30 protein-coding genes and 1 riboswitch are annotated in these 25,772 nt (G+C 62.8%); of the genes, 10 read left to right on the top strand and 20 right to left on the bottom strand.

Annotated elements, in window-relative coordinates:
* The first annotated feature begins 67 nt into the window (after positions 1 to 67).
* The gene (locus H147_RS0112405; protein WP_019955691.1) at positions 68 to 1,297 is read left to right on the top strand and encodes an acyl-CoA dehydrogenase family protein; all 1,230 of its coding nucleotides are present in this window, start codon (positions 68 to 70) and stop codon (positions 1,295 to 1,297) included.
* Here H147_RS0112405 and H147_RS0112400 read toward each other — a convergent pair.
* On the bottom strand, positions 1,270 to 1,587 hold the full coding sequence (locus H147_RS0112400; RefSeq protein ID WP_019955690.1) for an ArsR/SmtB family transcription factor: 318 nt from the start codon (positions 1,585 to 1,587) through the stop codon (positions 1,270 to 1,272). The two genes, H147_RS0112405 and H147_RS0112400, sit on opposite strands and share 28 nt — an antisense overlap.
* 87 nt (positions 1,588 to 1,674) lie before the next feature.
* Between H147_RS0112400 and H147_RS0112395 the strand changes: the two genes are divergently transcribed.
* Genes H147_RS0112395 through H147_RS0112380 form a run of 4 tightly spaced genes read left to right on the top strand, consistent with a single transcriptional unit; the run spans position 1,675 to position 3,854 of the window.
* Complete coding sequence (locus H147_RS0112395) at positions 1,675 to 2,538, top strand: MBL fold metallo-hydrolase (RefSeq protein WP_019955689.1); 864 nt, start codon at positions 1,675 to 1,677, stop codon at positions 2,536 to 2,538.
* A 23-nt stretch (positions 2,539 to 2,561) separates the two neighbouring features.
* The gene (locus H147_RS0112390; RefSeq protein WP_019955688.1) at positions 2,562 to 2,987 is read left to right on the top strand and encodes a YeeE/YedE family protein; all 426 of its coding nucleotides are present in this window, start codon (positions 2,562 to 2,564) and stop codon (positions 2,985 to 2,987) included.
* Positions 2,987 to 3,418, top strand: coding sequence for a DUF6691 family protein (locus H147_RS0112385; protein WP_019955687.1), 432 nt, complete (start codon positions 2,987 to 2,989; stop codon positions 3,416 to 3,418). The genes H147_RS0112390 and H147_RS0112385 overlap by 1 nt, the downstream gene beginning before the upstream one ends.
* A 10-nt stretch (positions 3,419 to 3,428) precedes the next feature.
* On the top strand, positions 3,429 to 3,854 hold the full coding sequence (locus tag H147_RS0112380; protein ID WP_019955686.1) for a protein tyrosine phosphatase family protein: 426 nt from the start codon (positions 3,429 to 3,431) through the stop codon (positions 3,852 to 3,854).
* Positions 3,855 to 3,861: 7 nt separating this feature from the next.
* On the opposite strand, the gene H147_RS0112375 is transcribed toward H147_RS0112380, so the two are convergent.
* From H147_RS0112375 to H147_RS0112340, 8 genes are all read right to left on the bottom strand, one after another.
* Positions 3,862 to 4,392: a GNAT family N-acetyltransferase gene (locus H147_RS0112375; protein WP_245541142.1), complete on the bottom strand. Its 531-nt coding sequence runs from the start codon at positions 4,390 to 4,392 to the stop codon at positions 3,862 to 3,864.
* Entirely contained in the window at positions 4,392 to 4,829 is a 438-nt protein-coding gene (locus tag H147_RS19695; RefSeq protein WP_019955684.1) for a hypothetical protein, read from the bottom strand. Before H147_RS19695 ends, H147_RS0112375 begins: the two co-directional genes overlap by 1 nt.
* A complete protein-coding gene (locus H147_RS0112365; RefSeq protein ID WP_019955683.1) occupies positions 4,826 to 5,338 on the bottom strand; it encodes a hypothetical protein in 513 nt (170 codons plus the stop codon). Before H147_RS0112365 ends, H147_RS19695 begins: the two co-directional genes overlap by 4 nt.
* Before the next feature lie 142 nt (positions 5,339 to 5,480).
* On the bottom strand, positions 5,481 to 6,449 hold the full coding sequence (locus H147_RS0112360; RefSeq protein WP_245541141.1) for a FliM/FliN family flagellar motor switch protein: 969 nt from the start codon (positions 6,447 to 6,449) through the stop codon (positions 5,481 to 5,483).
* Positions 6,450 to 6,500: 51 nt separating this feature from the next.
* A complete protein-coding gene (locus H147_RS0112355; RefSeq protein ID WP_019955681.1) occupies positions 6,501 to 9,188 on the bottom strand; it encodes an ATP-binding protein in 2,688 nt (895 codons plus the stop codon).
* Positions 9,188 to 9,457 carry a hypothetical protein gene (locus H147_RS19690; protein WP_019955680.1) on the bottom strand — a complete coding sequence of 90 codons (270 nt, stop codon included), beginning with the start codon at positions 9,455 to 9,457 and terminating at the stop codon, positions 9,188 to 9,190. The genes H147_RS0112355 and H147_RS19690 overlap by 1 nt, the downstream gene beginning before the upstream one ends.
* Entirely contained in the window at positions 9,454 to 9,822 is a 369-nt protein-coding gene (locus H147_RS0112345) for a response regulator transcription factor (RefSeq protein WP_019955679.1), read from the bottom strand. The genes H147_RS19690 and H147_RS0112345 overlap by 4 nt, the downstream gene beginning before the upstream one ends.
* 77 nt (positions 9,823 to 9,899) lie before the next feature.
* Positions 9,900 to 11,198, bottom strand: coding sequence for an XRE family transcriptional regulator (locus H147_RS0112340; protein ID WP_019955678.1), 1,299 nt, complete (start codon positions 11,196 to 11,198; stop codon positions 9,900 to 9,902).
* Positions 11,199 to 11,399: 201 nt separating this feature from the next.
* Between H147_RS0112340 and H147_RS19685 the strand changes: the two genes are divergently transcribed.
* From H147_RS19685 to aat, 4 genes are all read left to right on the top strand, one after another.
* Positions 11,400 to 11,717, top strand: a complete 318-nt coding sequence (locus H147_RS19685; protein ID WP_019955677.1) for a hypothetical protein — start codon at positions 11,400 to 11,402, stop codon at positions 11,715 to 11,717.
* Positions 11,718 to 11,850: 133 nt separating this feature from the next.
* Positions 11,851 to 12,336: an acetyl-CoA carboxylase biotin carboxyl carrier protein gene (gene accB / locus H147_RS0112330; protein ID WP_019955676.1), complete on the top strand. Its 486-nt coding sequence runs from the start codon at positions 11,851 to 11,853 to the stop codon at positions 12,334 to 12,336.
* Between the two features lie 8 nt (positions 12,337 to 12,344).
* Entirely contained in the window at positions 12,345 to 13,691 is a 1,347-nt protein-coding gene (gene accC, locus H147_RS0112325) for an acetyl-CoA carboxylase biotin carboxylase subunit (RefSeq protein ID WP_019955675.1), read from the top strand.
* Position 13,692: 1 nt separating this feature from the next.
* Positions 13,693 to 14,337 carry a leucyl/phenylalanyl-tRNA--protein transferase gene (gene aat, locus H147_RS0112320; protein WP_019955674.1) on the top strand — a complete coding sequence of 215 codons (645 nt, stop codon included), beginning with the start codon at positions 13,693 to 13,695 and terminating at the stop codon, positions 14,335 to 14,337.
* Here aat and H147_RS0112315 read toward each other — a convergent pair.
* From H147_RS0112315 to metZ, 7 genes are all read right to left on the bottom strand, one after another.
* Entirely contained in the window at positions 14,265 to 14,657 is a 393-nt protein-coding gene (locus tag H147_RS0112315; RefSeq protein WP_019955673.1) for a DUF2155 domain-containing protein, read from the bottom strand. The two genes, aat and H147_RS0112315, sit on opposite strands and share 73 nt — an antisense overlap.
* Before the next feature lie 7 nt (positions 14,658 to 14,664).
* Positions 14,665 to 15,048, bottom strand: coding sequence for an NADH:ubiquinone oxidoreductase subunit NDUFA12 (locus H147_RS0112310; RefSeq protein WP_019955672.1), 384 nt, complete (start codon positions 15,046 to 15,048; stop codon positions 14,665 to 14,667).
* Positions 15,049 to 15,204: 156 nt separating this feature from the next.
* Positions 15,205 to 16,470, bottom strand: a complete 1,266-nt coding sequence (gene clpX / locus H147_RS0112305) for an ATP-dependent Clp protease ATP-binding subunit ClpX (protein ID WP_019955671.1) — start codon at positions 16,468 to 16,470, stop codon at positions 15,205 to 15,207.
* A 138-nt stretch (positions 16,471 to 16,608) separates the two neighbouring features.
* The gene (locus H147_RS0112300; protein WP_026352472.1) at positions 16,609 to 17,229 is read right to left on the bottom strand and encodes an ATP-dependent Clp protease proteolytic subunit; all 621 of its coding nucleotides are present in this window, start codon (positions 17,227 to 17,229) and stop codon (positions 16,609 to 16,611) included.
* A gap of 118 nt (positions 17,230 to 17,347) precedes the next feature.
* Complete coding sequence (gene folE2 / locus H147_RS0112295; RefSeq protein ID WP_026352471.1) at positions 17,348 to 18,448, bottom strand: GTP cyclohydrolase FolE2; 1,101 nt, start codon at positions 18,446 to 18,448, stop codon at positions 17,348 to 17,350.
* A gap of 162 nt (positions 18,449 to 18,610) precedes the next feature.
* Positions 18,611 to 19,606, bottom strand: coding sequence for an ATP-grasp fold amidoligase family protein (locus H147_RS20360; RefSeq protein ID WP_019955668.1), 996 nt, complete (start codon positions 19,604 to 19,606; stop codon positions 18,611 to 18,613).
* Between the two features lie 9 nt (positions 19,607 to 19,615).
* Entirely contained in the window at positions 19,616 to 20,785 is a 1,170-nt protein-coding gene (gene metZ / locus H147_RS0112285; RefSeq protein ID WP_026352470.1) for an O-succinylhomoserine sulfhydrylase, read from the bottom strand.
* A gap of 58 nt (positions 20,786 to 20,843) precedes the next feature.
* Positions 20,844 to 20,921, bottom strand: a riboswitch (SAM riboswitch).
* Positions 20,922 to 21,038: 117 nt separating this feature from the next.
* Between metZ and H147_RS19675 the strand changes: the two genes are divergently transcribed.
* Positions 21,039 to 21,368: a PilZ domain-containing protein gene (locus H147_RS19675; protein ID WP_110570972.1), complete on the top strand. Its 330-nt coding sequence runs from the start codon at positions 21,039 to 21,041 to the stop codon at positions 21,366 to 21,368.
* Between the two features lie 6 nt (positions 21,369 to 21,374).
* Here the strand turns inward: H147_RS19675 and H147_RS0112275 are convergent, their stop codons facing one another.
* The 4 genes from H147_RS0112275 to H147_RS0112260 all read right to left on the bottom strand — a co-directional run bounded on the left by H147_RS0112275 (position 21,375) and on the right by H147_RS0112260 (position 25,708).
* Entirely contained in the window at positions 21,375 to 21,986 is a 612-nt protein-coding gene (locus H147_RS0112275) for an inner membrane-spanning protein YciB (RefSeq protein ID WP_019955665.1), read from the bottom strand.
* 11 nt (positions 21,987 to 21,997) lie between these two features.
* A complete protein-coding gene (locus tag H147_RS0112270; RefSeq protein WP_019955664.1) occupies positions 21,998 to 22,909 on the bottom strand; it encodes an EamA family transporter in 912 nt (303 codons plus the stop codon).
* Between the two features lie 6 nt (positions 22,910 to 22,915).
* On the bottom strand, positions 22,916 to 23,887 hold the full coding sequence (ftsY, locus tag H147_RS0112265) for a signal recognition particle-docking protein FtsY (RefSeq protein WP_019955663.1): 972 nt from the start codon (positions 23,885 to 23,887) through the stop codon (positions 22,916 to 22,918).
* A 135-nt stretch (positions 23,888 to 24,022) separates the two neighbouring features.
* Positions 24,023 to 25,708 carry an NAD(P)H-dependent oxidoreductase subunit E gene (locus H147_RS0112260; RefSeq protein ID WP_019955662.1) on the bottom strand — a complete coding sequence of 562 codons (1,686 nt, stop codon included), beginning with the start codon at positions 25,706 to 25,708 and terminating at the stop codon, positions 24,023 to 24,025.
* Between the last annotated feature and the right edge of the window lie 64 nt (positions 25,709 to 25,772).

The raw sequence follows: 25,772 nt of genomic DNA, 5'->3' as shown, positions 1-25,772 counted from the left end.
AAGTAGCGCAAGCCGTTGATTGACACGGCCCGCCTGCAATGCACCATGACGTCGGGGGAGGATCATCATGGACCTGGGACAGACCGCACGGCTCAAACCCGTGCTTGCCGCCGTCAAGGCGATGATCGCGGATGAAATCGCACCACTCGATGCGGAGTTTCTGGCCGAGGTCGGTATCGGCGACCGTTGGCAATTCACGCCCCGCCAGACCGAGATATTGGAAGGGCTGAAGGCCAAGGCGCGGGACCGCGACCTGTGGAATTTCTGGGACACGTTCCGCGATGGTCCCAGCCTGAACACCGTCGAATATGCCTATCTGGCCGAGGAAATGGGCAAAAGCCACCTTGCCGCCGAGGTGTTCAACTGCAATGCGCCGGACACCGGCAATATGGAGGTTTTTGCGCGCTACGGCACCGACGCGATGAAAACCCGCTGGCTGAAACCGCTGATGGCGGGCGAGATAAGGTCGGCCTATCTGATGACCGAACCCGATGTCGCCAGTTCGGATGCCACCAATATCGCCATGACCTGCGTGCGCGACGGCGATGATTATGTGCTGAACGGCGAGAAATGGTGGGCAACTGGTGCGGGTGATCCGCGCTGTGCGGTGCATATCGTCATGGTACGCACCAGCGATGACGCGCCCAAGCACCAGCGCCATGCGATGATCGTGGTCCCTGCTGATACGCCCGGCATCATCAAGCTGCGCGCGATGGAGGTGTACGGCCACGACGACGCCCCCCACGGCCATATGCATTTCCGCTATGACAATGTCCGCGTGCCTGCCGACCATCTGCTGCTGGGCGAAGGGCGCGGATTCGAGATCGCGCAAGGCCGCCTTGGCCCCGGCCGCATCCACCATTGCATGCGCGCCATCGGGCAGGCCGAAAAGGCGCTGGCGCTGATGTGCGAACGGTCGGTCAGCCGCACGGCATTCGGCAAGCCTCTGGCGGAACTGGGCGAAAATTACGACCTGATCGCCACCGCGCGGATGGAGATCGAACAGGCCCGCCTGCTCTGCCTTAAGGCCGCGTGGATGATGGACCAAGGCGACAAACGCGCCGCCGCACCATGGATCAGCCAGATCAAGGTTGTGGCCCCCGCCGTGGCGCTGAAGATCACCGATATGGCGGTACAGATGTTCGGCGCGGCAGGCGTGTCGCAGGATACCCCGCTGGCGCGGCAATGGACGCATCTGCGGACCCTGCGGCTGGCGGACGGGCCGGACGCCGTGCATCGCAGGCAGGTCGCAAGGGCCGAACTGGCAGCCTATGCGACGGGGCAGAAAATCTCGTAGACGCGTTCGAGCAGGGGGCGCACACGCGGATCCGCCAGGCGGTAGCGGATATTCCGCCCGTCGCGGGTGCAGGACACCAGACCTTCGCTGCGCAACCGCAGCAATTGGCCCGACACATAGGATTGGCTGGCGCCAAGCGCCTTTTCAAGATCGCCCACCGACATTTCGCCCGGCACCAGCGCGCAAAGAATACGCAGACGCCCCGCGTTGGACAACGCCTTGAGCAGATCCGCGGCTTCGTTCGCTGCGGCATCCATCGGATCCAGTTGGAAATCGGTTGCTTGGCTCATAGCGTAACCCTACAGGCATTTTTTACACATTCCAACATTGAAATGTTTTCAGGAACCCTTATTCTATGTTCACAAAGGAGAATCAACATGAAACCTGAAGTCAAAGCCTTCTTCGATGAAGCCACCAACACGATTTCCTACGTGGTGCGCGAGCCGCAAGGCAGCGCCTGCGCGATTGTTGACAGCGTTCTGGACTATGACCCCGCCGCAGGGCGCACCGATACGACATCGGCTGACGCGATCATCGCCTGGGTCAAGGATCAGGGGCTCAGCGTCGCCTGGATCCTCGAAAGCCATGTGCATGCGGACCATCTGTCCGCCGCGCCCTACCTGCAAGAGCATCTGGGCGGCAAGATCGGCATCGGCGCTAATATCACAATCGTGCAGGACACGTTCGGCAAGATATTTAACGAAGGCACCGCATTCCAGCGGGACGGATCGCAATTCGATGCGCTGTTCAAGGAAGGCGACACGTTCCACATCGGCCAGTTGCGCGCCGATGTGCTGCACACCCCCGGCCACACGCCCGCTTGCCTGACCTATGTGATCGGCGATGCCGCCTTTGTCGGCGATACGCTGTTCATGCCCGATTTCGGCACAGCGCGCTGCGATTTCCCCGGCGGGTCGGCGACAGATCTTTACAATTCGATCCAGAAAATCCTCGCCCTGCCCGACGAGACGCGGATTTTCGTGGGCCATGATTACAAGGCCCCCGGTCGCGATGAATTCGCCTGGGAAACCACCGTTGGCGAACAGAAGGCGATGAACATCCATGTCGGCGCGGGCAAACCGCTGGAGGATTTCGTGTCGATGCGCACCACGCGGGATGCGCAACTAGGCATGCCACGGCTGATCCTGCCATCGCTGCAGACCAACATGCGCGCAGGCAATCTGCCCGAACCCGAAGACAACGGCGCGCGCTATTTCAAAGTGCCGATCAACCAGCTTTGATCGCAAGAACATAAGGAAAGACAATGCAACAAGACTGGATCTTGGGCCTGATCGGCGGTGGGCTGATCGGGATGGCGGGGGCTTTGTTCCTGCTGGTCAACGGCCGCGTCATGGGGGCCTCTGGCATCATCGGCGGGCTGGTCGACGGCAGCGGGCGCAGTGACTGGCAGGAACGGGCCGCGTTGATCGCGGGGCTGTTCATCGTGCCGGCCATCGCCGCCGCGGCCATCGGCGGGTCGGAAACGAACCTGACCGGCAATTGGGTCGTCATCATCGCGGCGGGCCTGCTGGTGGGTATCGGCACGCGGCTGGCCAATGGTTGCACGTCCGGCCACGGGGTCTGCGGGATTTCGCGTCTGTCGTTGCGCGGCATCGTGGCGACGGCCTTCTATATCGGCGCGGGCGGTCTGACGATGGTCCTGTTCAAACATGTGCTGGGGGTGATCTGATGCGCGTCGTTGTTTCTTTTCTGACAGGGAGCCTGTTCGGGCTGGGCCTGCTGATTTCGGGCATGACCGACACCACCAAGGTGCAGGGCTGGCTGGATGTGTTCGGCGACTGGGACCCGACGCTGGCCTTCGTGATGGGCGGGGCGATCATTCCCATGGCCATCGCGTGGCGGTTCACCATCGGGCGCAAGCCCGTGCTGGCGGCCGCGTTCCCGACACCGCCCGAACCACGGATCGGGCGCAATCTCGTGATCGGATCGACCTTGTTCGGTGCGGGATGGGGTCTTGCCGGGTTGTGCCCTGGGCCTGCCATCGCCTCTCTCAGCTATGGCGGCGCGGGCGGTCTTGTCTTTGTGATCGCGATGCTGACAGGTATGGTGCTGACACCGGGGCTGCGGGTCCGTTTCGACCGCGCATTGCCCGCAACATAAGAGGACGATTATGGATATCCGACACATCACCCCCGACTATGCGGTCACACCCCAGATCGCGGTCGAGGATATACCGGCGATCGCGGCTGCCGGTTTCACCACGATCATCTGCAACCGGCCCGACGCCGAAGTGCCGCCATCGCATCAGGCCGCAACGGTCGCAGCTGCGGCAGAGGCGGCAGGGATTGCCTTTGCCATCAACCCAGTGACCCATCAGGGCCTCAACATGGGTATGGTCGACGCCCAGATGGCTGCCGCTGCTGCGTCATCAGGTCCGGTGCTGGCCTATTGCGCATCAGGCACGCGATCGTCGATCGTGTGGTCGCTGGGGCAAGCGGGCAAGATGCCGACGGATGCCATCATCGCCGCCACTGCAAAGGCCGGGTACGATCTTGGCGGCATGCGCGGGCAGTTGGACACGCTCGCGAAAGCGTAAGCGCCGCTCAGCCGAAATGCCGGTAGACCAGATCGTCCGGATCAGGGCGCGACGCCGTATCATCCAGCGTCGCGCCCATTCGTTCTGCAAGCCGGCAAGACCGGACATTCGCCGGATCGACGTAGCTGACCAGCGTCGCGAGGCCCCGGTCATGCGCGGCCCAGTCACGCAGGGTGGTCGCCGCCTCGAAGGCGAAACCCTGCCCTTCATGGCCGGAATACACCATCCAGCCAATTTCATGTTCAGGAAACAGCGGGCCTGCGTTGATCGCTACCTGCCCCACGCAGGCTCCGGTTGCCTGCGCCTCCACCATTAAGGCCCCGCAACCGAACAGGTCCCATTGGGCGTGATCCGCGCAGAACATGCCCCAAGCGCCATTGATCGAGAACGGCCCACCCATGTAGCGGGCGCGATCAGAGGTCATCAGCGTGACATATGGCGTCCAATCGTCGAACGTCATCGGCCGGAGCCGCAGCCGCGCGGTTGTCAGCGTGGGGATAAGTGTCATTTCCGGCCTCTCCAGCGTTCGTTCGGTCATCAATCGTCGGGCCCGCCAGCCGCCTCGATCGCACGCAAATCCGCGATCACGCTGTCATCGCAGGACAAGCGTTTGGCGATCTTGCTGCCCGGTTCGATGACGCGCCAGAACGGCACCACCGCATCGCTCGGCTTGCCGTGGGCCATGTCGTCAAGCGCCACCTCGACGACGACCTTGAGATAGATCGCCGTCGTCACCGGGCAGGTCGCCACCGCATCGTTGCGACGGGCAAGTTCGTTGCGCATCCGGCTGATCGTGCGTGTCTGTCCCGCCGGAATTCGGGCGATGTAATTGGCGAAAACGCCGGGCGATCCGATATACATCATGCTGCCCGCCTTGATCCCGGCGAAATCGGTGTGCAGCAGCACCGTCTTGGGTGGCTTTGCGCTGTCGAACCGTTTCCGCCAGTCGGTCGGGCGTTTCGTCGGGGTCTTCATCTGTCACCTCTGTCGCTGCTGCGCCGTGCGACCTCGGCACCGAGTTCGTCGAGATAAGTAGCGGCAAAGGCCACGGGATCAAAGAAAAGCCGCGACAGGATGCGACCGATTGGCGACGGGGTGGTCGCCTGTTCCGTAACTGTCAACAAGGTCCTGTCCGTCCCGGCCGCTGTCAAATCAGCCGCCCAGCGGCCTATATATCCGCGCGTGCTTTCGAACGACAAGGCGATCGTGGTCGCGCTGTCCTCGACGATCTGAAAGGTGATTCTTTCGCCGTCGGTCGTGACTTCGGTCCACCTGCCGTCTGGCCCCGGCGCGATGGCCGCGACCTTGGCGCGCCATGCAGGCTGGCTGTCAATGTCGCGGATGACGCTGCGCACAAGGTCCGGCGCGGCGTCGAAACTGCGCATGGCCGTGCCGTCCCGCGTGGCGGGAAGAAACGCACCGACAGCAATCGCCGTGGCACCAAGCGCGATCAGACAAAGGGTCAGGATGACAAGTGTTTTCATTGGCGACTCCGCAGGTGACGATGCCCACAGACTAGCGGACCGGACCGGGTGCGCACAATTATGCTGCTTTTTATCCTTTCTTATCTGTCAGTTACAATATATCTTGCAGCGTCGGCTTCAGTTTTTGCGCAGGTGTCTGCCCTCAGACGTCTGCCATTATGTCCATCTCTGATCCGGCGCTCAGATCATGCGGCAGCGCCATATCGGACCCGCCATCATTGACAAGATCATGCATTTCCGCGCTGGGTGCCAGTTCGATCCGCACGGCGCGGTGGCCCGCAAGCTGCCCGAGTTTCGCCTGCGCCACGGACCGCCCATCCGGCGCGATCAACCGAACGGAATTGACGGTACAGCCGGGCAACGGCACGACCTGCCCCACCTGCAAGGATTGCGCCTGCCCCAGCGGCATCTTGAAACGGTGCAGCCGCGCCGTCAGGCTGGCGGGCGCATCCTGCACCGCAGTGGCAAAGGCTGTATCCCAATCGACCACAGGGGCCGCTGTTTCGGGGGCTGGCGGCGCGGCCAGCGTCGGCAGGGCAAGCATCACCTCGCCCTGGCGGTCGCCGGTGCCCAGCTCGACAGTCATCCGCAACACGCGGTAGTCCCCGTCGGCCAGCAGCAATCCCGCAAGGCGGCTGTCGGCCAGCCGGTCACCGGGGGTCACGTCATCGACCCAGCCTTCATAGGCAGTGCCCGTCACCGCCGGGGGCAAGGCGGTCAGGAACGCCGCAAGCAACGGATCGCACAGCGCCTTGTCGGTGCCGGTGGCAGGGCGGTCGTCGGCGGCAAGGTCAAGCAAGCGGCCCGTTGTCTGCATTTCGACGACGGCGGCGCGCAATTGCATGTCGATACTGACGAAACCAGCCAATGCACCCTGCCGGTCCAGCCCGACCAGCATCAGCCCCGGATCCAGCCGGCCCAGCAAGTCATCCAGCCGGCCCACGTCATCCGCCGTGCTGGCGACCCGCAGCACAAGGCCCGCCGCATCGGTCGCCGCCTTGACCAGCGCCAGTTTCACGGCGCGCGATGTGGTCAGGGGGCTGGCGGGGGCTGCACCAACGGCCTGCCCCGCCATTCGCCGCAGAATGGAGATATGTGAGCTGTCAGTCATGCGCCTGCCTTGGGTCTGCCCGAGATTAGGCCGCCATAGGTTACTTTTCCGCTAAGATGCGACCGGTTCGGACACCATCGGCAGGGTCACGCGGAATGCCGTGCCGGAGGTGCCGCGCAGGTAGATGATATCGCCTTGCAGGCGGCGCATGATCTCGCGGCAGATCGCAAGGCCAAGGCCCGCGCCGCCTGCCTTGGATTCATCGGCAAGGCGCGAAAATTTTTCGAAGATCAGTTCCTGGTTCTGCGCCGCGATCCCGATGCCGTTGTCCAGAAAATCGATCCGGTGCTGGCCTTTGGCGCGACTGATGCGGATCGTCAGCGCGGGGTTCTTTGCATCGCAATATTTGGCCGCGTTCGAGATCAGGTTGATGAACACCTGCACCAGACGGTCCAGATCGGCGGTGATCTCAATATCCTCGGCATCGCGGTCGCGCAGGATGGTCAGGTTACGCTCGTGCAGACCCGCAGCCGCAATGGCCCGGTCCAGCAACGCCGACAGCCGCCCCGTCTGCGGGCGCAGCACGACCTGCCCGTTTTCCAGCACCGACAGGTCGAGAAGATCGTCCAGCAGCCGCGACAAGCGGATCGATTCGTCGAGGATGATGCCCGCGTACCGGCTGTGGTCCTCTGCCGATAGCCCGCCATCGCGCAGGATTTCCGAAAACGACCGGATCGAGGTCATCGGCGTGCGCAATTCATGGCTGATCTGGCTGAGAAAAGCGTCTTTCTGGATCGAGAGCGCCGTCAGCTTGGCATTGGCATCGCGGAGCGCGCGCGCGGTCGCTTCCTGTTCGGCGGATTTCGCCTCCAGCCGGTTGGAATATTCGAGGATCTGCGCCGCCTCATCGGCCACGGCGATCAGGTCTTCGACCGACACGCCGCTGCCGCCCGTCAACTGCCCGATCATCGCATGGGCGGTCGCGGCCCCCACGGACCCGCCCAGTTCGCGTTCCAGCCGCGCGATGAAATCAGGGGTCGCCTTGGGCAACCGGCCGGGCGTGCCCTGGCGGGCGGCCTCACGGGCAAAGATCCGCTGTGCCTCGGTCCGGCCGATGATCCGCTGGGACATCAGCAGCAGGTCTTCGGCATCTGCGACAGGCCGCGACCAGGTACGCGTGCCCGCGGAATGATCGAACACATTGACGAATTGCGCCCCTTGCAGCCGTTCGAGCGGCGAGGGGAAAGTCACCAGAGAGACCCCGACAAAGACCACCGCATTCAGCAGCATCGACCACAGGATGCCATGGACCAGGGGGTCGATCCCGCCGATCCCGAAAAGAGCCTCTGGACGCAGCCAGCCGATCCCGAAAGGCCCATCGGCAAAGACCGCAGCCGGGATCACGGCACCGGGGCCGAAGCTTGGCAGGAACATCGTCCAGAGCCAGACGACCAGCCCCGTCAGCAGACCCGCCGCCGCCGCAGGACGCGTCGCCCCACGCCAGAAGATGCCGCCGATCAATGCAGGCAGCACCTGCGCCGATCCGGCAAAAGAGATCAGCCCGATCGCCGCCAGCGCCGTCCCGCCCCCGGACAGCCGGTAATAGATGAACCCCAGCGCCAGCACCCCTGCGATGGACAGCCGCCGCGCAAGCAGCGTCAACTGGCGCACATCGCCCGGCAACGCGCCTTGCTGGTCATCCTGCAACGCGAACCACAAAGGCACGACAATGTGGTTCGATACCATCGTCGCGAGCGCGATGGTCGCCACGATCACCATCGAGGTTGCCGACGAAAACCCGCCCAGAAACGACAGCATCGCCAGACCGTTCGCGCCCTGGCTCAGCGGCAGGGTCAGCACGAAAAGGTCGGGGTTGCTGCCTGCGGGCATCAGTTCCAGCCCCATCACGGCGATGGGCACGACGAACAGGCTCATCGCGAGCAGATAGGCGGGAAAGGCCCAGCTTGCGACGCGCAGATGGGATTCGTCGTCGTTCTCGACGACCATCACCTGAAACATGCGTGGCAAGCAGATGAAGGCCGCCGCCGACACGAAGATCAGCCCGACCCAGCGGCTCCCGCTTTGGTCCCAGAGGTCGAGATTTGCCGCGTCGATCCGCGCCATCATCTGCGCAGCGCCGCCGCCAAGACCCCAGACGACAAAAACGCCGACCGCGACCAGCGCGAAAAGCTTGACGACCGCCTCGACCGCGATGGCCATGACGATCCCGTGGTGGCGTTCGTTGGCGTCAAGGTTGCGGGTGCCGAACAGGATGGTAAAGACCGCGAGCCCACCCGCGAACCACATCGCGGCGCGTGCAAAATCGCCGTCGGTCCAGAAGGCGCCCTCGTGCTCGGCGAAGACAGCCAAGGACAGGGTGACCGACTGGATCTGCAGCGCGATATAGGGTGTGGCCGCGACCACGGCGATCAGCGTGACGATCACCCCCAAGAGCCGCGATTTGCCAAAGCGCGACGAAATCAGGTCGGCGATCGACGTGATCCGTTGCGCCCGTCCGATCCGCACCAGCCGCCGCAGGACCCACCACCAGCCCACCATCACCAGCGTCGGGCCAAGGTAGATCGTCACGAACTCCAGCCCCGATCGCGCGGCATAACCGACGGCGCCGTAAAAGGTCCAGGCCGTGCAATATATGCTGAGCGACAGGGTGTAGATCACCGGCGAGCGCAGCCAGTTCGCACGGCCTGTCGCTGCCCGCCTCTCGGCCAGAAACGCCACCCAGAACAGCACCGCGACATAGCTGAGCGACACAAGGATCAGGATATTGAAGGAAACCATTACCGCCGCGTGTCGTCGGATGGCTGGTCGGTGTCAGGCAAGAGACGCGACAGCACGGCGGCCAGTCCGATCAGCACCAGCCAGATCACAAAGATATACGTGACCATGCCCGCCTTGGACGGCGTCTCTGGGCCGTCAGAGGCCCAGAGCAACGGGATCAGCCACAAGACCGCCCCCAGCACGGGCAGGAACCGCCCCGCATCGCCCAGCCGCCGCTGCCGATAGCTGGCCCGCTCCAGAAACACGGGCGGTTTGGCGGGCGGTTTCATGCGTCCATCATGGCGCGCACATAGTCGCGCACGTCGCTGTTGGAAAAGGGCTTGGTCATGAAATGGTTGGCCCCCAGCCGCAAGGCGAGGTCGCGGTCCTTTTCCTGACCGCGGGCGGTCAGCATCATGACGGGAATGTCCTTGGTCACGTCTGTGCTGCGCAATTCGCGCAAAATCTCGAAGCCGCTGCGCCCCGGCAGCATGACATCGAGGATGATCATGTCCGGCGGCAGCGCCAGCACCTTGGCCATCGCGGTATGGCCGTCCTGATGTGTATAGACGGTCCAGCCGTCGCGCGACAGGATGAAACCGATCGCCTCGATGATGTTCGGCTCATCCTCGATCAGAAGGACGCGCTTGCCCATCTCATCGCCTCCCCATATGTCACCACGCTGGCGCGCGGCCTCCCTAAGCACGACTATCACCCTTTCGGTGCAGGCTGTCAAAGCGCAGTTGCCGTCCCGACGATGGCCGGTTCACGGCGGCTGGCGCAGGCTGCGCGCGGGCAGATGCGGCAGGACACCCCGACCGGCACCGGCTGCGCTGTGCCTTCGGCCATGTCGGGCAGAACGAGCATGGTGCTGCGCAACACCGGCGGCATGTCGAAATGCGGCACCGCCATCGGCACCGCGATGGCATAGCACAACAGGCGTTGGGCGGCGGGTCCGGGCAAGATCGCCTCGGCGCGGAGCGGCTGGCTGGGGCGGCTCAGCGCCCCGAACAATGGCCAGAGCGGGCAGGCCCCCCCTGTCGCAGGCATCGCAAAGCCCGGCACAGGCTTGAGATAAAGCAACGCGCCCGACGCATCGCAAACCGCAAGGCCCATCGGCGGATGCCCGGCATCCGGGGGCAGGCACGGCAGACGGCGCAGGATCGTCGCGAAATCAACACCGAATTGCACGGCAAGCTGGGCAGGATCATAGCCACATGCGGCGGCGGCCTCTGCGAACGGCACGCGCGGCAGGGCCTGCGCATCCGCGGCGTATTGCGCGCAGATCCCGGCAAGCAGCGCCGCCGCTGCCCCTGTCAGCCCGGATTGCGCCACAATATCGCCGGGTGCCGCGCTGCCATCTTCCAGCGCAGCCAGATGATAGCCATTGCGCGCGAGGAAATCATCAACCTGCCCTGTCGGGGTGTCCGATGACTGGTTCGATTCCTCGGGCGCATCCAGATAGGCGATCAGCGCCTCACTGCTTTTGCCAAGGCGCAGACTGTCGTTGTGGATGTTTTCGTGAAAGCGCCGCTGCCAATCCGCGTCGATCTGTTCCTGACTGACAAGGATCGCCGCCGTCGACCGGATCGATGTGACCGCCGAAATCAAGTCATGCAGCGCCGTCGCCAGAAACGGGTCATGCGCCATCCGGTCGGTCAGCGCGCGCACCCGTTCATCCTGCGACGCAAGACGACGCGCCTGCATTGTGACCAGCTCCGCCCAGCCCGGAAACCGCGCGACGAGTTCTTCCGCGCGCGCGACCTCGGCCCTGTCTCCTGCAAGCGCCGCAGCGTTGCGCAATTGATCCAGCAGGTCGCGGTCAGCGCCGTCCGACAGGCTGTGCGTTTCCACACCAAGCGCGCGGGCGATATCGGCAAGGAGTTTGCCGCCAATCCGGCGACGGTTATGTTCGATCAGGTTGAGATAAGACGGCGATACGCCCACGGCCTCGGCCACGGCCGCTTGCCGCAGCCCCAGATCCATCCGCTTTTCGCGGATCCGCGTGCCGGTCATGCGCTGTGTGGTCATGTGATCCTGCCTGGTATCTGCTGGCACAGTCTGGAACGGCACGGCCGTATTGACAAGATTTACCGACAGGAGGTCACAACCTTGACATAGCGGCGGCCGCAAACCGTTAAAATGCAAGGCAACAAACCCAGCGCCATTAACGTCTTGTTCAGGTTCAAGGAGGATTCTGTGGCAATATCTTTCCCGCTATGGATGAGAGCCATGGATACTTCGCTGCAAATGACGCCGACGTCGCCAGCCGCCGTGCCCTATGCTGCACAGCCCCGGCAGGTGCCCGATACTGTGGTGCCCCCGGTCAGATCGGCGCAGGCACCAGCCACATTGCCGCCGGAACGCCCTTTTGTGGCACAGGCGGTCGCTGCGCGATTGCAGGATGGCGGCTTTGCCGAAGACCCCGGCGAAATACTGCCCGATGACCGCGTACTGCGCCCTTATGGGGTGCCGATGCTGCCTGCCGACAAACCCGACGCCGATACCGCAGGCCTGCTGCCCGCCGAAAGCGACCGGTCCGAATCCTGAAACCTTGACGCAAGGTTGCGCATTTTGCGCCTCTGCCGCTTCCCACCATGGTCCGCTTACCCTATAAGCGGACAGGATGTGACAAGCCCGTATCAAACGGGCATTGAACGATGGGCAACGGGCCGAGGATCAAATGAGCAATAAAACCTCTCACGATAGCGATGTCAGCTTTATTCAGGCGCTGGCAGAATTGCTGCGCCAGAACGATTTGACAGAACTGCAGGTCAAGCGGGATTACGGCGAAAACGACAGCCTGAACGTGCGCGTCAGCCGCCATACCCAGACCATGGTGCAGGCCAGCGCACCCGCCGCCGCACCGGTGGCCGCCGCACAAGCTGCCGCCGCGGCGCCCGCTGCCAGCAGCACGGCAGACCCCGCCAGCCATCCGGGTGCCGTGACATCCCCGATGGTCGGCACCGTCTACATGTCGCCGGAACCGAACGCCGCCCCCTTCGTGACGATCGGGCAAAGCGTGCGCGAAGGCGACACGATCCTGATCATCGAAGCCATGAAAACCATGAACCATATCCCCGCCCCCCGCGCGGGCACGGTCCGCCGCATCCTCGTCGAAGACGGCGGCCCTGTCGAATTCGGCGCACCTCTTGTCATCATCGAATAGAGGCTGCGATGTTTGAAAAAATCCTGATTGCGAACCGGGGCGAAATCGCCCTGCGTGTCGTGCGCGCCTGCCGCGAAATGGGCGTGAAATCCGTGGCCGTACATTCCACCGCCGACAGCGACGCGATGCATGTGCGCATGGCCGACGAGGCGATCTGCATCGGCCCCCCGTCTTCGGCGCAAAGCTATCTGTCGTTTCCGGCGATCATTTCCGCCTGTGAAATCACCGGCGCGCAGGCGATCCACCCCGGTTACGGCTTTCTGTCGGAAAACGCGGCCTTTGTGCAGGCGGTCGAGGATCATGGCCTGACCTTCATCGGCCCCACCGCCGAACATATCCGGATCATGGGCGACAAGATCACCGCCAAGGACACGATGAAGGCGCTTGGCGTGCCTTGCGTGCCCGGGTCGGACGGCGGCGTGCCGACGCTGAAAGATGCGCAGCGCGTGGGCGAGGAGATCGGCTATCCCGTCATCATCAAGGCCACGGCCGGTGGCGGCGGGCGCGGCATGAAGGTGGCGCTGACTGCCGCCGACATGGAAAAAGCCTTTCATTCCGCCCGGTCCGAGGCGAAAGCCGCCTTTGGCAACGACGAAGTCTATATCGAGAAATACCTGACCACGCCGCGCCATATCGAAATTCAGGTGTTCGGCGACGGCAAGGGCAATGCCGTGCATCTGGGCGAACGCGATTGTTCGCTGCAACGCCGCCACCAGAAGGTGTTGGAAGAGGCCCCCGGCCCCATCATCACCCCCGAATTGCGCGCGCGCATTGGCAAGGTCTGCGCCGATGCCGTGGCTGCGATCAACTACATCGGCGCGGGCACGATCGAATTCCTGTTCGAAAACGATGAATTCTACTTCATCGAGATGAACACGCGTTTGCAGGTCGAACATCCCGTGACCGAGGCGATCTTTGGCGTCGATCTGGTGCGCGAACAGCTGCGCGTCGCCTCCGGCCTGCCGATGTCGTTCACGCAAGACGATCTCAAGATCAACGGCCACGCCATAGAGGTGCGGATCAACGCGGAAAAACTGCCCAATTTCGCGCCCTGCCCCGGCACGATCACGCAATATCATGCGCCGGGCGGTCTTGGCGTGCGGATGGACAGCGCGCTGTATGATGGCTACCGCATCCCGCCCTATTACGACAGCCTGATCGGCAAGTTGATCGTGCATGGCCGGGACCGGCCAGAGGCGCTGGCGCGTCTGGGGCGCGCCTTGGGCGAGCTGATTGTCGATGGCGTGGACACGACCATCCCATTGTTCCATGCGCTGCTGGCGGAACCGGCCGTACAGTCGGGGGATTACAACATCCACTGGCTGGAACACTGGCTGGAAACCCACCTGTCCTGACGTGCGGGACACGGACCTTCCCCTGACGCCCGCGCTTGTGCTGCAAGCCTATCGTCTGGGGGTGTTCCCGATGTCCGAAAGCCGCGACGACCCGGATATTTTCTGGGTCGATCCGCGGATGCGGGGCGTTTTTCCGCTGGACCGGTTCCGTATCAGCCGCAGCCTTGGACGCAGCATCCGGCGCGGGCATTTCCGCGTCAGTTTCGACACAGCCTTCGCCGATGTCGTCGACGGCTGTGCGGACCGCCCGGAGACATGGATCAACCCGACGATCCGTGATCTGTACCTGCGCCTGCATCAACAGGGCCACGCCCATTCGGTCGAGGTCTGGCAGGACGACAGGTTGGTCGGCGGCGTCTACGGCATCCGCATCGGGGCTGCCTTTTTCGGTGAAAGCATGTTCAGCCGCGCAACCGATGCGTCAAAGGTCGCGCTGGCCTATCTGATCGACAATCTGCGCCGGGGGAGGTTCGTGCTCTTCGACACGCAATTCCTGACACCGCATCTGGCCAGTCTGGGTGCGATCGAGATTCCGCGCCGACAATATCACCAGCAACTGGCAGCCGCCGTCGTTCAATCCGCCGCGTTCTCGGATGCAGTGCCGTCATCAAGCGCGGTCATGCAGCGCAACGTCCAGACATCATAGCGCGGATGATCCAATGCGTTCAACGCCGGGGATGATGCGAGCATCCAGCCCGAAAAGATCGGCGTGACGCTGTCGCGGTAGTGAATGATCAGCCTGGCGTATCCGTCGCCTGCCACGTTATCTGCGGGATAACGGCAGTCGCCCAACATGACCGACAAGACACCGATGCTCTCGGACTGACCATTGGCAAGCGTCAGATCAGTGACGGCGCCTGTCAACTTGTCAAGAACACGGATCTCTCCGCCAATGCCCGAAACGACCTCTTGGGCGGCAAGCGGGGCGGACAGCAAAAGACAGGCAAAAGTCGCAAAAAGGCGCATCACGTCCCTATTCAGGCGTCCAGGCTTCGTAATCCTTGCGGTCAGCTGGCGTCACACGGCGGATCGACCCGGCAGGCGCATAGGCCGCGACCGTGCCGGTCAGGTTCGCCTGATGCGGTTTTTCCCAGGTCTTGTGCGACAGGGGCGCCTCTGTCGGCGGTTCATCCCATGTCCGGTGCAGCCATCCGTGCCAGTCGGGGCTGACGCGCGACCCTTCGATTTCGCCGTTGTAAATCACCCAGCGGCGGCTGTCGTCAGCGTTGCGGTAATAGATGTTACCCTGCTGATCTTCACCCACCCGCAACCCTTTGCGGCTGGTCCACAGCTGGGTGCCATAGGTCTGGCCGTCCCACCACGTGAAAATGCGTTTGATTGAATGACCAAGGCCCATGCTGCGTCTCCGGTAAACTGCGGCTGTCATGCCCTATCGCGCCAGAAAGGTCCAGTACTCTGCCCTGTGCAGCCGCGCCGACCCTGCCGCATCTTCCGAGAAGAAAATATCCCCGCCGGAGGCTCCCATGGACCGGGAGCCACCATTGCTGATGCGTCAACCCGCTGTCGCGGATTCCTTTTTCTTCACATCGTCGTGGATCATCAGGGGCGCGACGTCGGATGTCACCGCCTCTTCGTTCACGACGACCTCGGTCACGGTGTCCATGCCGGGCAGGTCGAACATCGTGTCAAGCAGGATGCCTTCCATGATCGACCGCAACCCGCGCGCGCCTGTCTTGCGCTTGATCGCGCGTTTGGCGATGGCGGTCAGCGCATCTTCGGTGAAGGTGAGCTTGGTGTTCTCCAGCTCGAACAGGCGCTGGTATTGCTTGACCAGCGCGTTCTTGGGCTTGGTCAGGATGGTGATCAGCGCGTCTTCGTCCAGATCGGTCAGCGTGGCGATCACAGGCAGACGGCCGACAAATTCGGGGATCAGGCCGAATTTCAACAGATCCTCGGGTTCGAGATCCTGAAACACCTCGCCGATGCCGCGTTCGTCCACGTCTTTGACGTCCGCGCCAAAGCCCATGCCGGACCCCTTGCTGCGCCGCGCGATGATCTTGTCGAGGCCGGCAAAAGCCCCGCCGCAGATGAACAGAATATTGGTCGTGTCCACTTGCAGGAATTCCTGCTGTGGATGCTTGCGCCCACCCTGCGGCGGCACCGAAGCCACGGTGCCTTCCATGATCTTGAGCAGGGCCTGCTGCACGCCTTCACCCGAGACATCACGGGTGATGCTGGGGTTGTCGGACTTGCGGGTGATCTTGTCGACCTCGTCGATATAGACGATGCCGCGCTGTGCGCGCTCGACGTTGTATTCAGAGGCCTGAAGCAGTTTCAGGATGATGTTCTCGACATCCTCACCGACATAACCGGCTTCGGTCAGGGTGGTAGCATCGGCCATGGTGAACGGCACGTCCAGAATGCGCGCCAGCGTCTGTGCCAGCAGCGTCTTGCCGCAGCCGGTCGGCCCGATCAGCATGATGTTGGATTTCGACAATTCGATATCGGATTTGTCAGCGTGGTTCAGGCGCTTGTAATGGTTGTGGACGGCCACAGACAGCACACGTTTGGCATGGACCTGCCCGATCACATAATCATCGAGAACGCTGCAGATTTCGGCCGGTGTGGGCACACCTTCGCCGGATTTCAGGCCTGACGCCTTGGTTTCCTCGCGGATGATATCCATGCAGAGTTCGACGCATTCATCACAGATGAACACCGTCGGACCGGCGATCAGCTTGCGCACCTCATGCTGGCTCTTGCCGCAGAAGCTACAGTAAAGCGTGTTTTTGCTGTCGTTTCCGGTCGTCGTCGCCATATCAACCCTCTTGGCCTGTAGGCCCGCCAAAACCTGAACGGGCTGCCCTGCTTTGACACTAGGACAGCCCGCCAAGGTCTACAATGTCAAAATGACCTGCCCTCTGGTCACTTTTTCAGCATGGTGAACATCCCGAAATCACTCGGACGATTTTTCACGGTTCACCACGATCTCGTCGATGAGGCCCCAGTCCTTGGCCTCTTCGGGCGACATGAAATTGTCGCGTTCCAGCGCGGTTTCGACTTTCTTCAGCGGCTGGCCGGTGTGTTTGACGTAGATTTCGTTCAAACGGGTCTTGAGCTTTTGCGTCTCGGCGGCGTGGATCATGATATCCGTCGCCTGTCCCTGATAGCCGCCCGATGGCTGGTGGACCATGACGCGGCTGTTGGGCAGCGAAAAGCGCATGCCGGGATGCCCCGCTGTCAGCAAAAGCGACCCCATGGAGGCCGCCTGCCCGATCACCAGCGTGCTGACCTTGGGCTTGATGTATTGCATCGTGTCATAGATCGACAGGCCCGAGGTCACGACACCACCGGGGCTGTTGATATACATGCTGATTTCCTTCTTCGGGTTTTCCGATTCCAGATGCAGCAATTGCGCGACGACCAACTGACTCATCCCGTCGTGAACGGGACCGTTGAGAAAGATGATCCGTTCCTTCAGCAGGCGCGAAAAGATGTCATAGGCGCGTTCGCCGCGTGCGGTCTGTTCGACCACCATGGGCACAAGGTTCATGTAGGTTTCGACGGGGTCTTGCATGGTCATGCCTCTCTGCTGGACGAATGTCCGACTTCATCATTGCCCCCGACACTATGCGCGCAGACGGGGGGCTTCAAGGGCTGGTGGTAAGGTGGGTCGGGACCCACCCTGCACCTTGTCACCCGACGTGGAAAAGCGAGGCGAAAAGCCGTGGATCAAGACTTTCGGCGGCAAAGGTCGCGCCTTCGGTCAGCACCGACACCGCGTCATGGCTGTGCAGGCTTTCCTGATGGCTGGCGATCACGCGGAAATCGGACACGCGCGGGTCCAGTTGCAACTGTTCAGTGAACAGACGTGCCGCATCTTCCACAAAGATCGGATTGGCGGCGTTGAGTTCGGCAAACGCCTGTTCATCCTCGCGCTTGACCATGACCTGCGTCTCGGTCGGCACGGCAGCGCGGGCATGTTCGATCAGGTCCTCGAACCACAGGCAGGGGCCGTCTTCGACCAGCACCGAGATTCGCGCGACCGACCGCTGCGAATGCGGCGTGGCCAGTTGCCCGCGGAACTGGCGGGCATGTTCGGACAGTTCCAGCGAACAGGGGCAGGTGGAGGAATAGACGTAATCCAGATGCACGATCTTCTTGCGCACACCGGCACTTTCGACCAGTTCCAATGCGATATCGTAATATTGGTAGCCAGCCAGCCCCGACCGCAGGCTTTGCACCTTCATCGGAAAGCTGAACCGCATCTGGATGCGGGCGTCAAAACTGTCCAGATCGGTCTTGTAGGCATCAAGCGCGCGTTCGATCACCTCGAAGCTGAAGGTTTCCTCGGCATGTTTGTAGAATGTCCGCATGATGCGGGACATGTTGATGCCCTTCTTTTCCGCTTCCAGCGACACGGTGCCCGTCACCGAGGTTTCCAGCGTCAGATCACCGTTGTCACGGGTACGGAACCTTATCGGAAGCCGAAAGTTGGAAATGCCGACATGCTGGATCTGCCGCTTGGCACCCTTGATCAGGCTGGACGGGCCATTCTGCAGGTCGGGCATGGAGGCTTTGTAGGCCTCGTCCACCGCGAAATCCTCGGGGTAGGCGCGGGCAAGCGCGGGGTAGTTCGATACTTCTTGTCCGGGGATCAGACGCGATACCAGTGGATCAAGCGTCGCCACTTCTTCGGGCGTGACATCGCCCGCCCAGCGCCGCAAAAGCGCAAGGGCTGCTTCGGCGTCGGAGCGCGTTGGCTGACGGTCCATGTCGCGTGCGTGGATATTCATATCTAGACCCTCTCGTGGTGCATCCGCCTTGCGAAGATGGCGCGGCTGCGGCGCATGTCCAGACATGCTGCGGCAGAAACGTAACAAATCGGCGCGCAGGTCGGTCATCGCTGTGTCGTCCCTTGTGGAAAAGGCGCCAGAACCGTGTGCTCAGGATCGCACCTATCCTGCGGGAATTGCGGTCGGTTTGCCAGCCAGCGCCGTCCGGTCCAGTTTTCGGCGCAAGGCTGCGGCATAAAGACCGCGCCACCCCGGCTGCGGGATCGACAGAAACCAGCTGCGCCGCAGGTCCCATGACCGGTTGAGGTAATCGTCAACCTTGTCCCCGTGCAGATGCACCCGTCCCGCGATGTTGTAGACCGTGAGTTCCCCCAGATAGACGTCGTCCCCGTCCATCAAGGTGTCTACCCGCATATGGTCAAAGAGCGCGCCGATTTCAACGGCCAGCGCCAGCCCCTTGTAAACCACGTCGGGCAGAGGCGTCCCGTCGATGATCTTGCTGATGACCGTCGGTTGATTGGACCGGATGAAACTGCCATCCGCCTGCCGCAGCCAGCGCGCAGCCGTCACCGGCGGGCCAGCCCGGCGCAGGATGAATTGTTCGACGATAGGGCCGTAGGTGTAATACTTCACCTCCATCAGTTCCGTGCCCGGGCTGATCACCTCTTCCGCGATCAGGGCGCGGGGCACCTGGCTATAGGCCCATTGCCGCTGCCGCGCGCCATGTTCGCGGGTCACAAAGGCATTGGCGGCCGCGATCACGGCGGCGCGGTCCTCGGGCGGGGTCAGCACCGGGATGTTCATCTGGCAGCCATGCATGGCCTTGATATAGATCGGCCGCTGCCAGAGGTCGTCGGGGATATCATTGGCATCAGTGCCCGACCACAGGGTCTGCGGCATCATGGCCGCGATCCCCTGCGCGGCGACCCAGTCCTTGGCCGCCAGCTTGTCGGTGACGATGGCAAAGCGCGGGTCGTGGTCAAAGGCCTTGCGCCAGAGGAATTTCTCGTTCGCCAGACGCGGCACCGCGACCCGCACGCGCAGCAGCCCGTATTTCAGTTGGCGAAAGACCAGCCGCAGCCATTCGCGCCGCATCGTGCCGATAATCCAGAGACCGACAGCGCAAAAGACGATTTCATCCTTGATACGCTGCAGCATGTGACACTCTTACCCGCCAATCGCGGCCCGCAGATCGCCCAACAGATCGTCCGCGTCTTCCAGACCGATGCTGCAGCGTATCAGGCCCGGGGTGATCCCCAAAGCCTGTTTCGTCGCAGCATCCAGCCGCTGATGCGTCGTTGTTGCGGGATGGGTGACAATCGACTTGGCATCACCCAGATTGTTCGAGATCGTGAAAATCTCGAGCCGGTTCAGCAAGGCAAAGGCCGCGTCTTTCGATCCGGCATCAATCGCCAGAACCGTGCCGCCCGACCCCATCTGCGCCATCGTCAGCGCATGTTGCGGATGATCGGGCAGACCGGGATAGATCACGCGCACCGCGCCGTCCGCTGCCAGCGACTCTGCGATATGCTGCGCGCTGGCCGCCTGCGCACGCACGCGCAGGTCCATCGTCTCCAGCCCCTTGAGCATCAGCCATGCGGTAAACGGCGACATCGACCCGCCGGTATGTTTCATGAACGGCTCGACCGTGCCACGGATGAAATCGCGCGTGCCCAGAATGACCCCGCCCAAGGCCCGCCCCTGCCCGTCGATATGCTTGGTCGCGGAATAGATCACGACATCCGCGCCCAGCGCCACCGCGTCCGAAAACACGGGGGTCGAGAACACGTTGTCCACCATCACCAGCGCGCCCCGCGCATGGGCCAGTTCGGCGACCGCCTTGATGTCGACGACTTCCAGCGTCGGGTTCGAGATACTCTCGAAGAACACGACCTTGGTATCGGGCCGGATCGCGGCCTGCCATGCGCCCAGATCGGTGCCATCGACGAACGTCACCTCGACCCCGTAACGCGTCAGCACCTCTTGCAGGATGTAAAGACACGACCCGAACAGCGCGCGTGCGGACACGACATGATCGCCCGCCTTGAGCATGGAGGTCAGCGCGCCATGCACCGCAGCCATGCCTGAAGCCGTGGCAAAGCCATCCTCGGTCCCTTCAAGGGCGGCGATCCGGTCCTCGAACATTGCGACGGTGGGGTTGCCGTAGCGGGCGTAGATGAATTCGTCGTCACCTGTCTTGATGAACCGCGCCTCGGCAGCCTCGGCGCTATCATAGACAAAGCCTTGCGTCATGAAGATGGCTTCGCTGACCTCGCCATACTGGCTGCGGCGGATGCCCTGATGCACGGCCTTGGTGCGTTTTTTCCAATCACTCATCTTCTGCCCCCGCGCGCGCAGCGCATGAAAAAACCCCGACACCGGCAAAGGTATCGGGGTCTGCAAACCCGCCACCTTTTTAGCAGAATGTTTAACGTGGCCTGCAATCCGGAGACAAATCACCACGGGTTTCCGCATACGCCGCCAGCGCACCCGCGTCAATGGCGATGCGTCAGAGCGGGCCCTGCACCGGTAACCGTTTGTTAAACCCATCCCGCTAGAGTGAGGGCAGACGAGAGACTCGGGTGCTATCATGCAATATCGACCACACCGCTATCCGACGACCTTTCCTGTGGCCTTGCACACCCGTTTCGGGGAGCAACAGGGCCAAGTCACCGATGTCAACGCGACTGGCGCGCGCCTGACGGGGATCAGCGGCATCGCACGCGGCGACAAGGTGCAGATCAGCATCCTGCACCAGCGGGTCGATGCCGTCGTCCGCTGGTCGGTGAATGGGACGATGGGCATCGTGTTCCGTCCCGCCCTGACCGACCATCAGGTCGACACCCTGCGCTACCGGCGCGATGCGCGGGCGCATTATGGTCCCGGACAGGTCGGGTTTCGGTTTGCCGAAATGCGCTGATCCGCCTCAGTCCTTGGACTGGCTCGGATCTTCGATCAGGTACTTTTGTAGCCCGACGATCTGGATCCACAGATAGACGAACAGCACGGCAGGAAAGGCGAATGTTTCCAGCTTGACCCAGGTTTCGGTCGATTGGGTGCGCCAGATGATTTCATTCGCGACCGCGAGCACGCCAAAGATCAACGCCAGCCGCTTGGTGAAGATCATCCAGCCTTCACGGCGCATCGGCAGGAATTCCTCCATCACATATTGCAGATAGCTTTGTCCGCGCAAAAGCCCGATCCCCAAAAGTCCCGCCATCGCGCCATAGACGATGGTGGTCTTCATCTTGAAGAACCGCTCGTCGTTGAACCAGGCTGTCAGCCCACCAAAGAAAATGACCATGAAGGCGGTGAAGATCTGCATCCGGCTCAGCTTGCCGGTCAGCATCCACAGGATGCCCATGCCCACCAGCAGGATCGGCACGAAAACCAGCGCCGCGATAATGAACCCCGTGTAATCCGTGCCTCCGATCGTATAGGTTTCATCCTTGATGCGCAGGTAGATCAGGAAAAACGCCAGCGTCGGCCCCAGTTCCAGAACCTGTTTCAACACCGGATTGATCTGTCTTGCGGCCATCTTGATCTCCTTCAGCCACCCATTTCCACGATCACCGCGCCCAAGGCAACCAGTGTCATCAGAAACAGGCGGCGTGGACCTACTTTTTCGCGCAGGATGAACCAGCCGATCAAGGCGGCAAAAACGGTGGACGTCTCGCGCAGGACCGCGGCCTCGCCGACCTTGCCGACCATGGTGGCGACCATGACGCCCCCGAAGCTGACCCAAGCCACCAGCGCGCCGATCGCCCCGCGCCACATCAGCGGGGCCAGCACAGGCGGCGCCGCCATGAGCCGGTAACGGCGCAGGGCCAACAGCGGGAAATCAAGTGCCGTCACAAAGAAGAACCACGCCAGAAAGGTGAAAGGATCGGGGGCCTGCCGGATACCGAACGCGTCATAGGTCGTATAGATCGCCACCAGCAACCCACCCGCCACGGCCCAGGCCAGCCCCGCCCGCAGGGCGGCGGGATCCAGCTTTTCCTCGCTCAGATTGCGCAGCGCCAAAAGCAGGATGCCCCCCGACAAACAGGCGACCCCCACCCATTGCATGCCCGTGAACCGCTCGCCGAAAAACACAGTTGCCGCGATCACTGTGACCAGCGGCCCCGTGCCGCGCACGACCGGATAGACCACCGTGAAGGCCGCCTTTTCATAGGCCCGCGCCATCGCGACCTTATAGGCAAAATGGATGCCGACCGCGCCGACAAGGATCAGCGCCGTCGCGGCATTGGGCCAAGGCACGACAAACAGCGCCACAGGCGCCGAAAACACCACCAGCCAGAAATCGATCGCTCCGCGTGTGAGCCACGGGTCGTGACGGCCTTTCTGCAAAGCCCCGAACACCGCATGCGCCAGCGCCGACACAAGCGCAAGGATCGTGGCCAGCCGCGCGCCTTCCGGCGTGCCGGCGACGGCAATCAGATAGGCGGCGAGCGTGTCCAACGCGGCCTAAAGGTCCAGACCGACAAGGGCGGCTGCGAATTCCTCGGGGTCGAACGGCGCCAGATCGTCGATCTGCTCGCCCACGCCGATGGCATGGATCGGCAGGCCGAACCTGTCAGCCAGCGACACCAGCACACCGCCTTTGGCCGTGCCATCGAGCTTGGTCATCACCAGCCCCGACACGGCGGCCAAGTCTTGGAACACCTTGACCTGCTGCAGCGCGTTTTGCCCGGTCGTCGCATCCAGCACCAACAGCACGTTATGGGGCGCATCGGGGTCTTTCTTGCGGATCACGCGCACGATCTTGGACAGCTCTTCCATCAAATCAGCACGGTTTTGCAGCCGCCCGGCGGTGTCGATCATCAGAAGATCGGCCCCATCGGCCTGCGCCTTGGTCATCGCATCATAGGCCAGGCTGGCGGGGTCAGACCCTTCGGGCGCGGTCAGCACGGGCACGCCCGCGCGCTGCCCCCAGACCTGCAATTGTTCGACCGCCGCGGCGCGGAACGTATCGCCCGCCGCGATCACCACATTCTTGCCCGCTGCGCGAAACTGGCTGGCCAACTTGCCGATCGTCGTCGTCTTGCCCGATCCGTTGACGCCCACAACCAGCACGACCTGCGGGGTCTTGGCATAGATCGGCAGTGGCCGCGCCACGGGTTCCATGATCCGCACCACTTCAGCCATCAGCAGGCGCTTGACCTCCTCGACCGAGACACGTTTGCCCAGATGCCCTTCGGCGATATTGGCGGTGACGCGCTGCGCGGTCTCGACCCCCATGTCGGCCGCGATCAGCAAATCCTCGAGCTCTTCGAGCATGGCATCGTCAAGGTTCCGGCGCTGGACATTCGTATCCGCAAACAGCCGCCCGATCAGGCCGGGCTTCGGCGCAGGCTCTGCGACGATCGCATCGAGACCTGCGTCGATCCTGGCTGAGGATTTGAACATCCTCTCTTTGAGCTTGCTGAAGAACGCCATCGGAACAGCCTTTCATGACTTCTGGGGAAAGACCTAGCCACTCCGCCCGGAATTGAAAAGACCACGCGCCCCCATCTTCCGAGCATAAATATCCCTGCGCGGAGCGCCGCAACTGCGGCAAAGCCGCAGGCAGCCTCAGATTTCGTCCGCGAAATGGCGCATCACCAGCCGGATCGGGTTGGGTGCGGCCTGCCCCAGCCCGCAGATCGACGCATCCGCCATCGCCGTGCAGAGATCGCCCAGCAAGGCGCGGTCCCATTGGTCGGCCTGCATCAGCTGCACCGCCTTCTGGCACCCGACACGGCAGGGCGTGCATTGCCCGCAGCTTTCATCCTCGAAAAACCGCAGCATGTTCAGCGCGGCATCCCGCGCACGGTCCTGCTGCGACAGCACAACAACGGCGGCCGACCCGATAAAGGTGTCATGCGGCTGCAACGTGTCGAAATCGAGCGGGATGTCATCCAGCGTTGCAGGCAACAGCCCCGAGGACGGACCACCGGGCTGGTAGGCCTTGAAGACATGGCCCGACGCCATGCCGCCCGCCGCCGCGATGATATCGGTGATCGTCGACCCCGCTGGCAGAACATACATGCCAGGCCGCGCCACGCGGCCAGAGACGGAGTAGGACCGCAACCCCTTGCGCCCGTTCTTTTCCACGCCGCTCAGGATCTCCGGCCCCTCGCGGCAGATCCGCGCCACCCAAAGCAGCGTTTCCACGTTATGCACCAGCGTCGGGCGGTCAAAGATGCCGACCTCGGCGACGAAGGGCGGGCGGTGGCGGGGGATGCCGCGCTTGCCTTCGATGCTTTCGATCATCGCGGATTCCTCGCCGCAGATATAGGCCCCCGCGCCACGCCGCAGGTCGATAAAACCCGGAGCGACGATGCCCGCTGCTTCCAGTGCCGCGATCTCGCGGCGCAGGATCTCCAGCACGGCGGGATATTCGTCGCGCATGTAGATGAAACAGGTCTCCGCCGCGACCGCCCAGGCGGCGATCAGCATGCCTTCCAGAAACACATGCGGCGTGCGTTCGAGGTAATAGCGGTCCTTGAACGTACCGGGTTCGCCTTCGTCCCCGTTCACGGCCAGATAGCGCGGGCCAGCATGGGCACGCACAAAGCCCCATTTCTTGCCCGCCGGAAAGCCCGCACCGCCCAATCCGCGCAGGCCCGAGGCCAGCACCAGTTCCTGCACCGCCTGCCAGTCACCTTCCGCGCGCAAGCGTTCCAGCACGGTATAGCCACCATCGGCGCGGTAGGACGCCAGGGTCTGGTAGTCGGGCAGATGCGCATGGGTGTCACCCGCCGCAATCGCGGCCTGCACCTTTTCAGGGGTCGCATGGTCGATGTGGTTGTGCCCGATTTCCAACACGGGGGCGGTATCGCAGCGCCCCATGCAAGGCGCGCGCAGCACGCGCACCTGCGCAGGATCGAGCCCGTCCTCCAGTGCCGATTTCAGCGCCTGCGCGCCCGCCAGTTCGCAGGACAGGCTGTCACAAACGCGGATTGTCAGCGCGGGGGGCGGTGTCTCGCCTTCTTTCACCACGTCGAAATGGGCGTAAAAGGTCGCGACCTCGTAGACCTCGGCCTGTGACAGGCGCATCTCCTCGGCCAGCGCCCGCAGATGGGCGGCGGACAGATGCCCATAGTCGTCCTGGATCAGATGCAGGAATTCGATCAGCAGATCGCGGCGGCGCGGGCGGTCCCCCAGCAACGCGCGCACCTCTGCCCAAGCCGTATCGTCCAACTGGCGGCCTTTGGGCGTGTGCCGCCCCTTGCCTTTGCCGGATTTCCAGATGCCGTCTTGGTTGTCCTTGGCCATGTCCGCAGTCCTCCGCTTTTGGCGCAGCATAGCCCGCGGCCCCCCCGTGAACCACGCAAAAGCG

The sequence above is a fragment of the Yoonia vestfoldensis DSM 16212 genome, assembly GCF_000382265.1.
In the GTDB taxonomy this organism is placed as follows: Bacteria; Pseudomonadota; Alphaproteobacteria; order Rhodobacterales; family Rhodobacteraceae; genus Yoonia; species Yoonia vestfoldensis.
The sequence above is the reverse complement of the archived record's forward strand: the minus strand, read 5'-3'. Positions and strand labels throughout refer to the sequence as shown.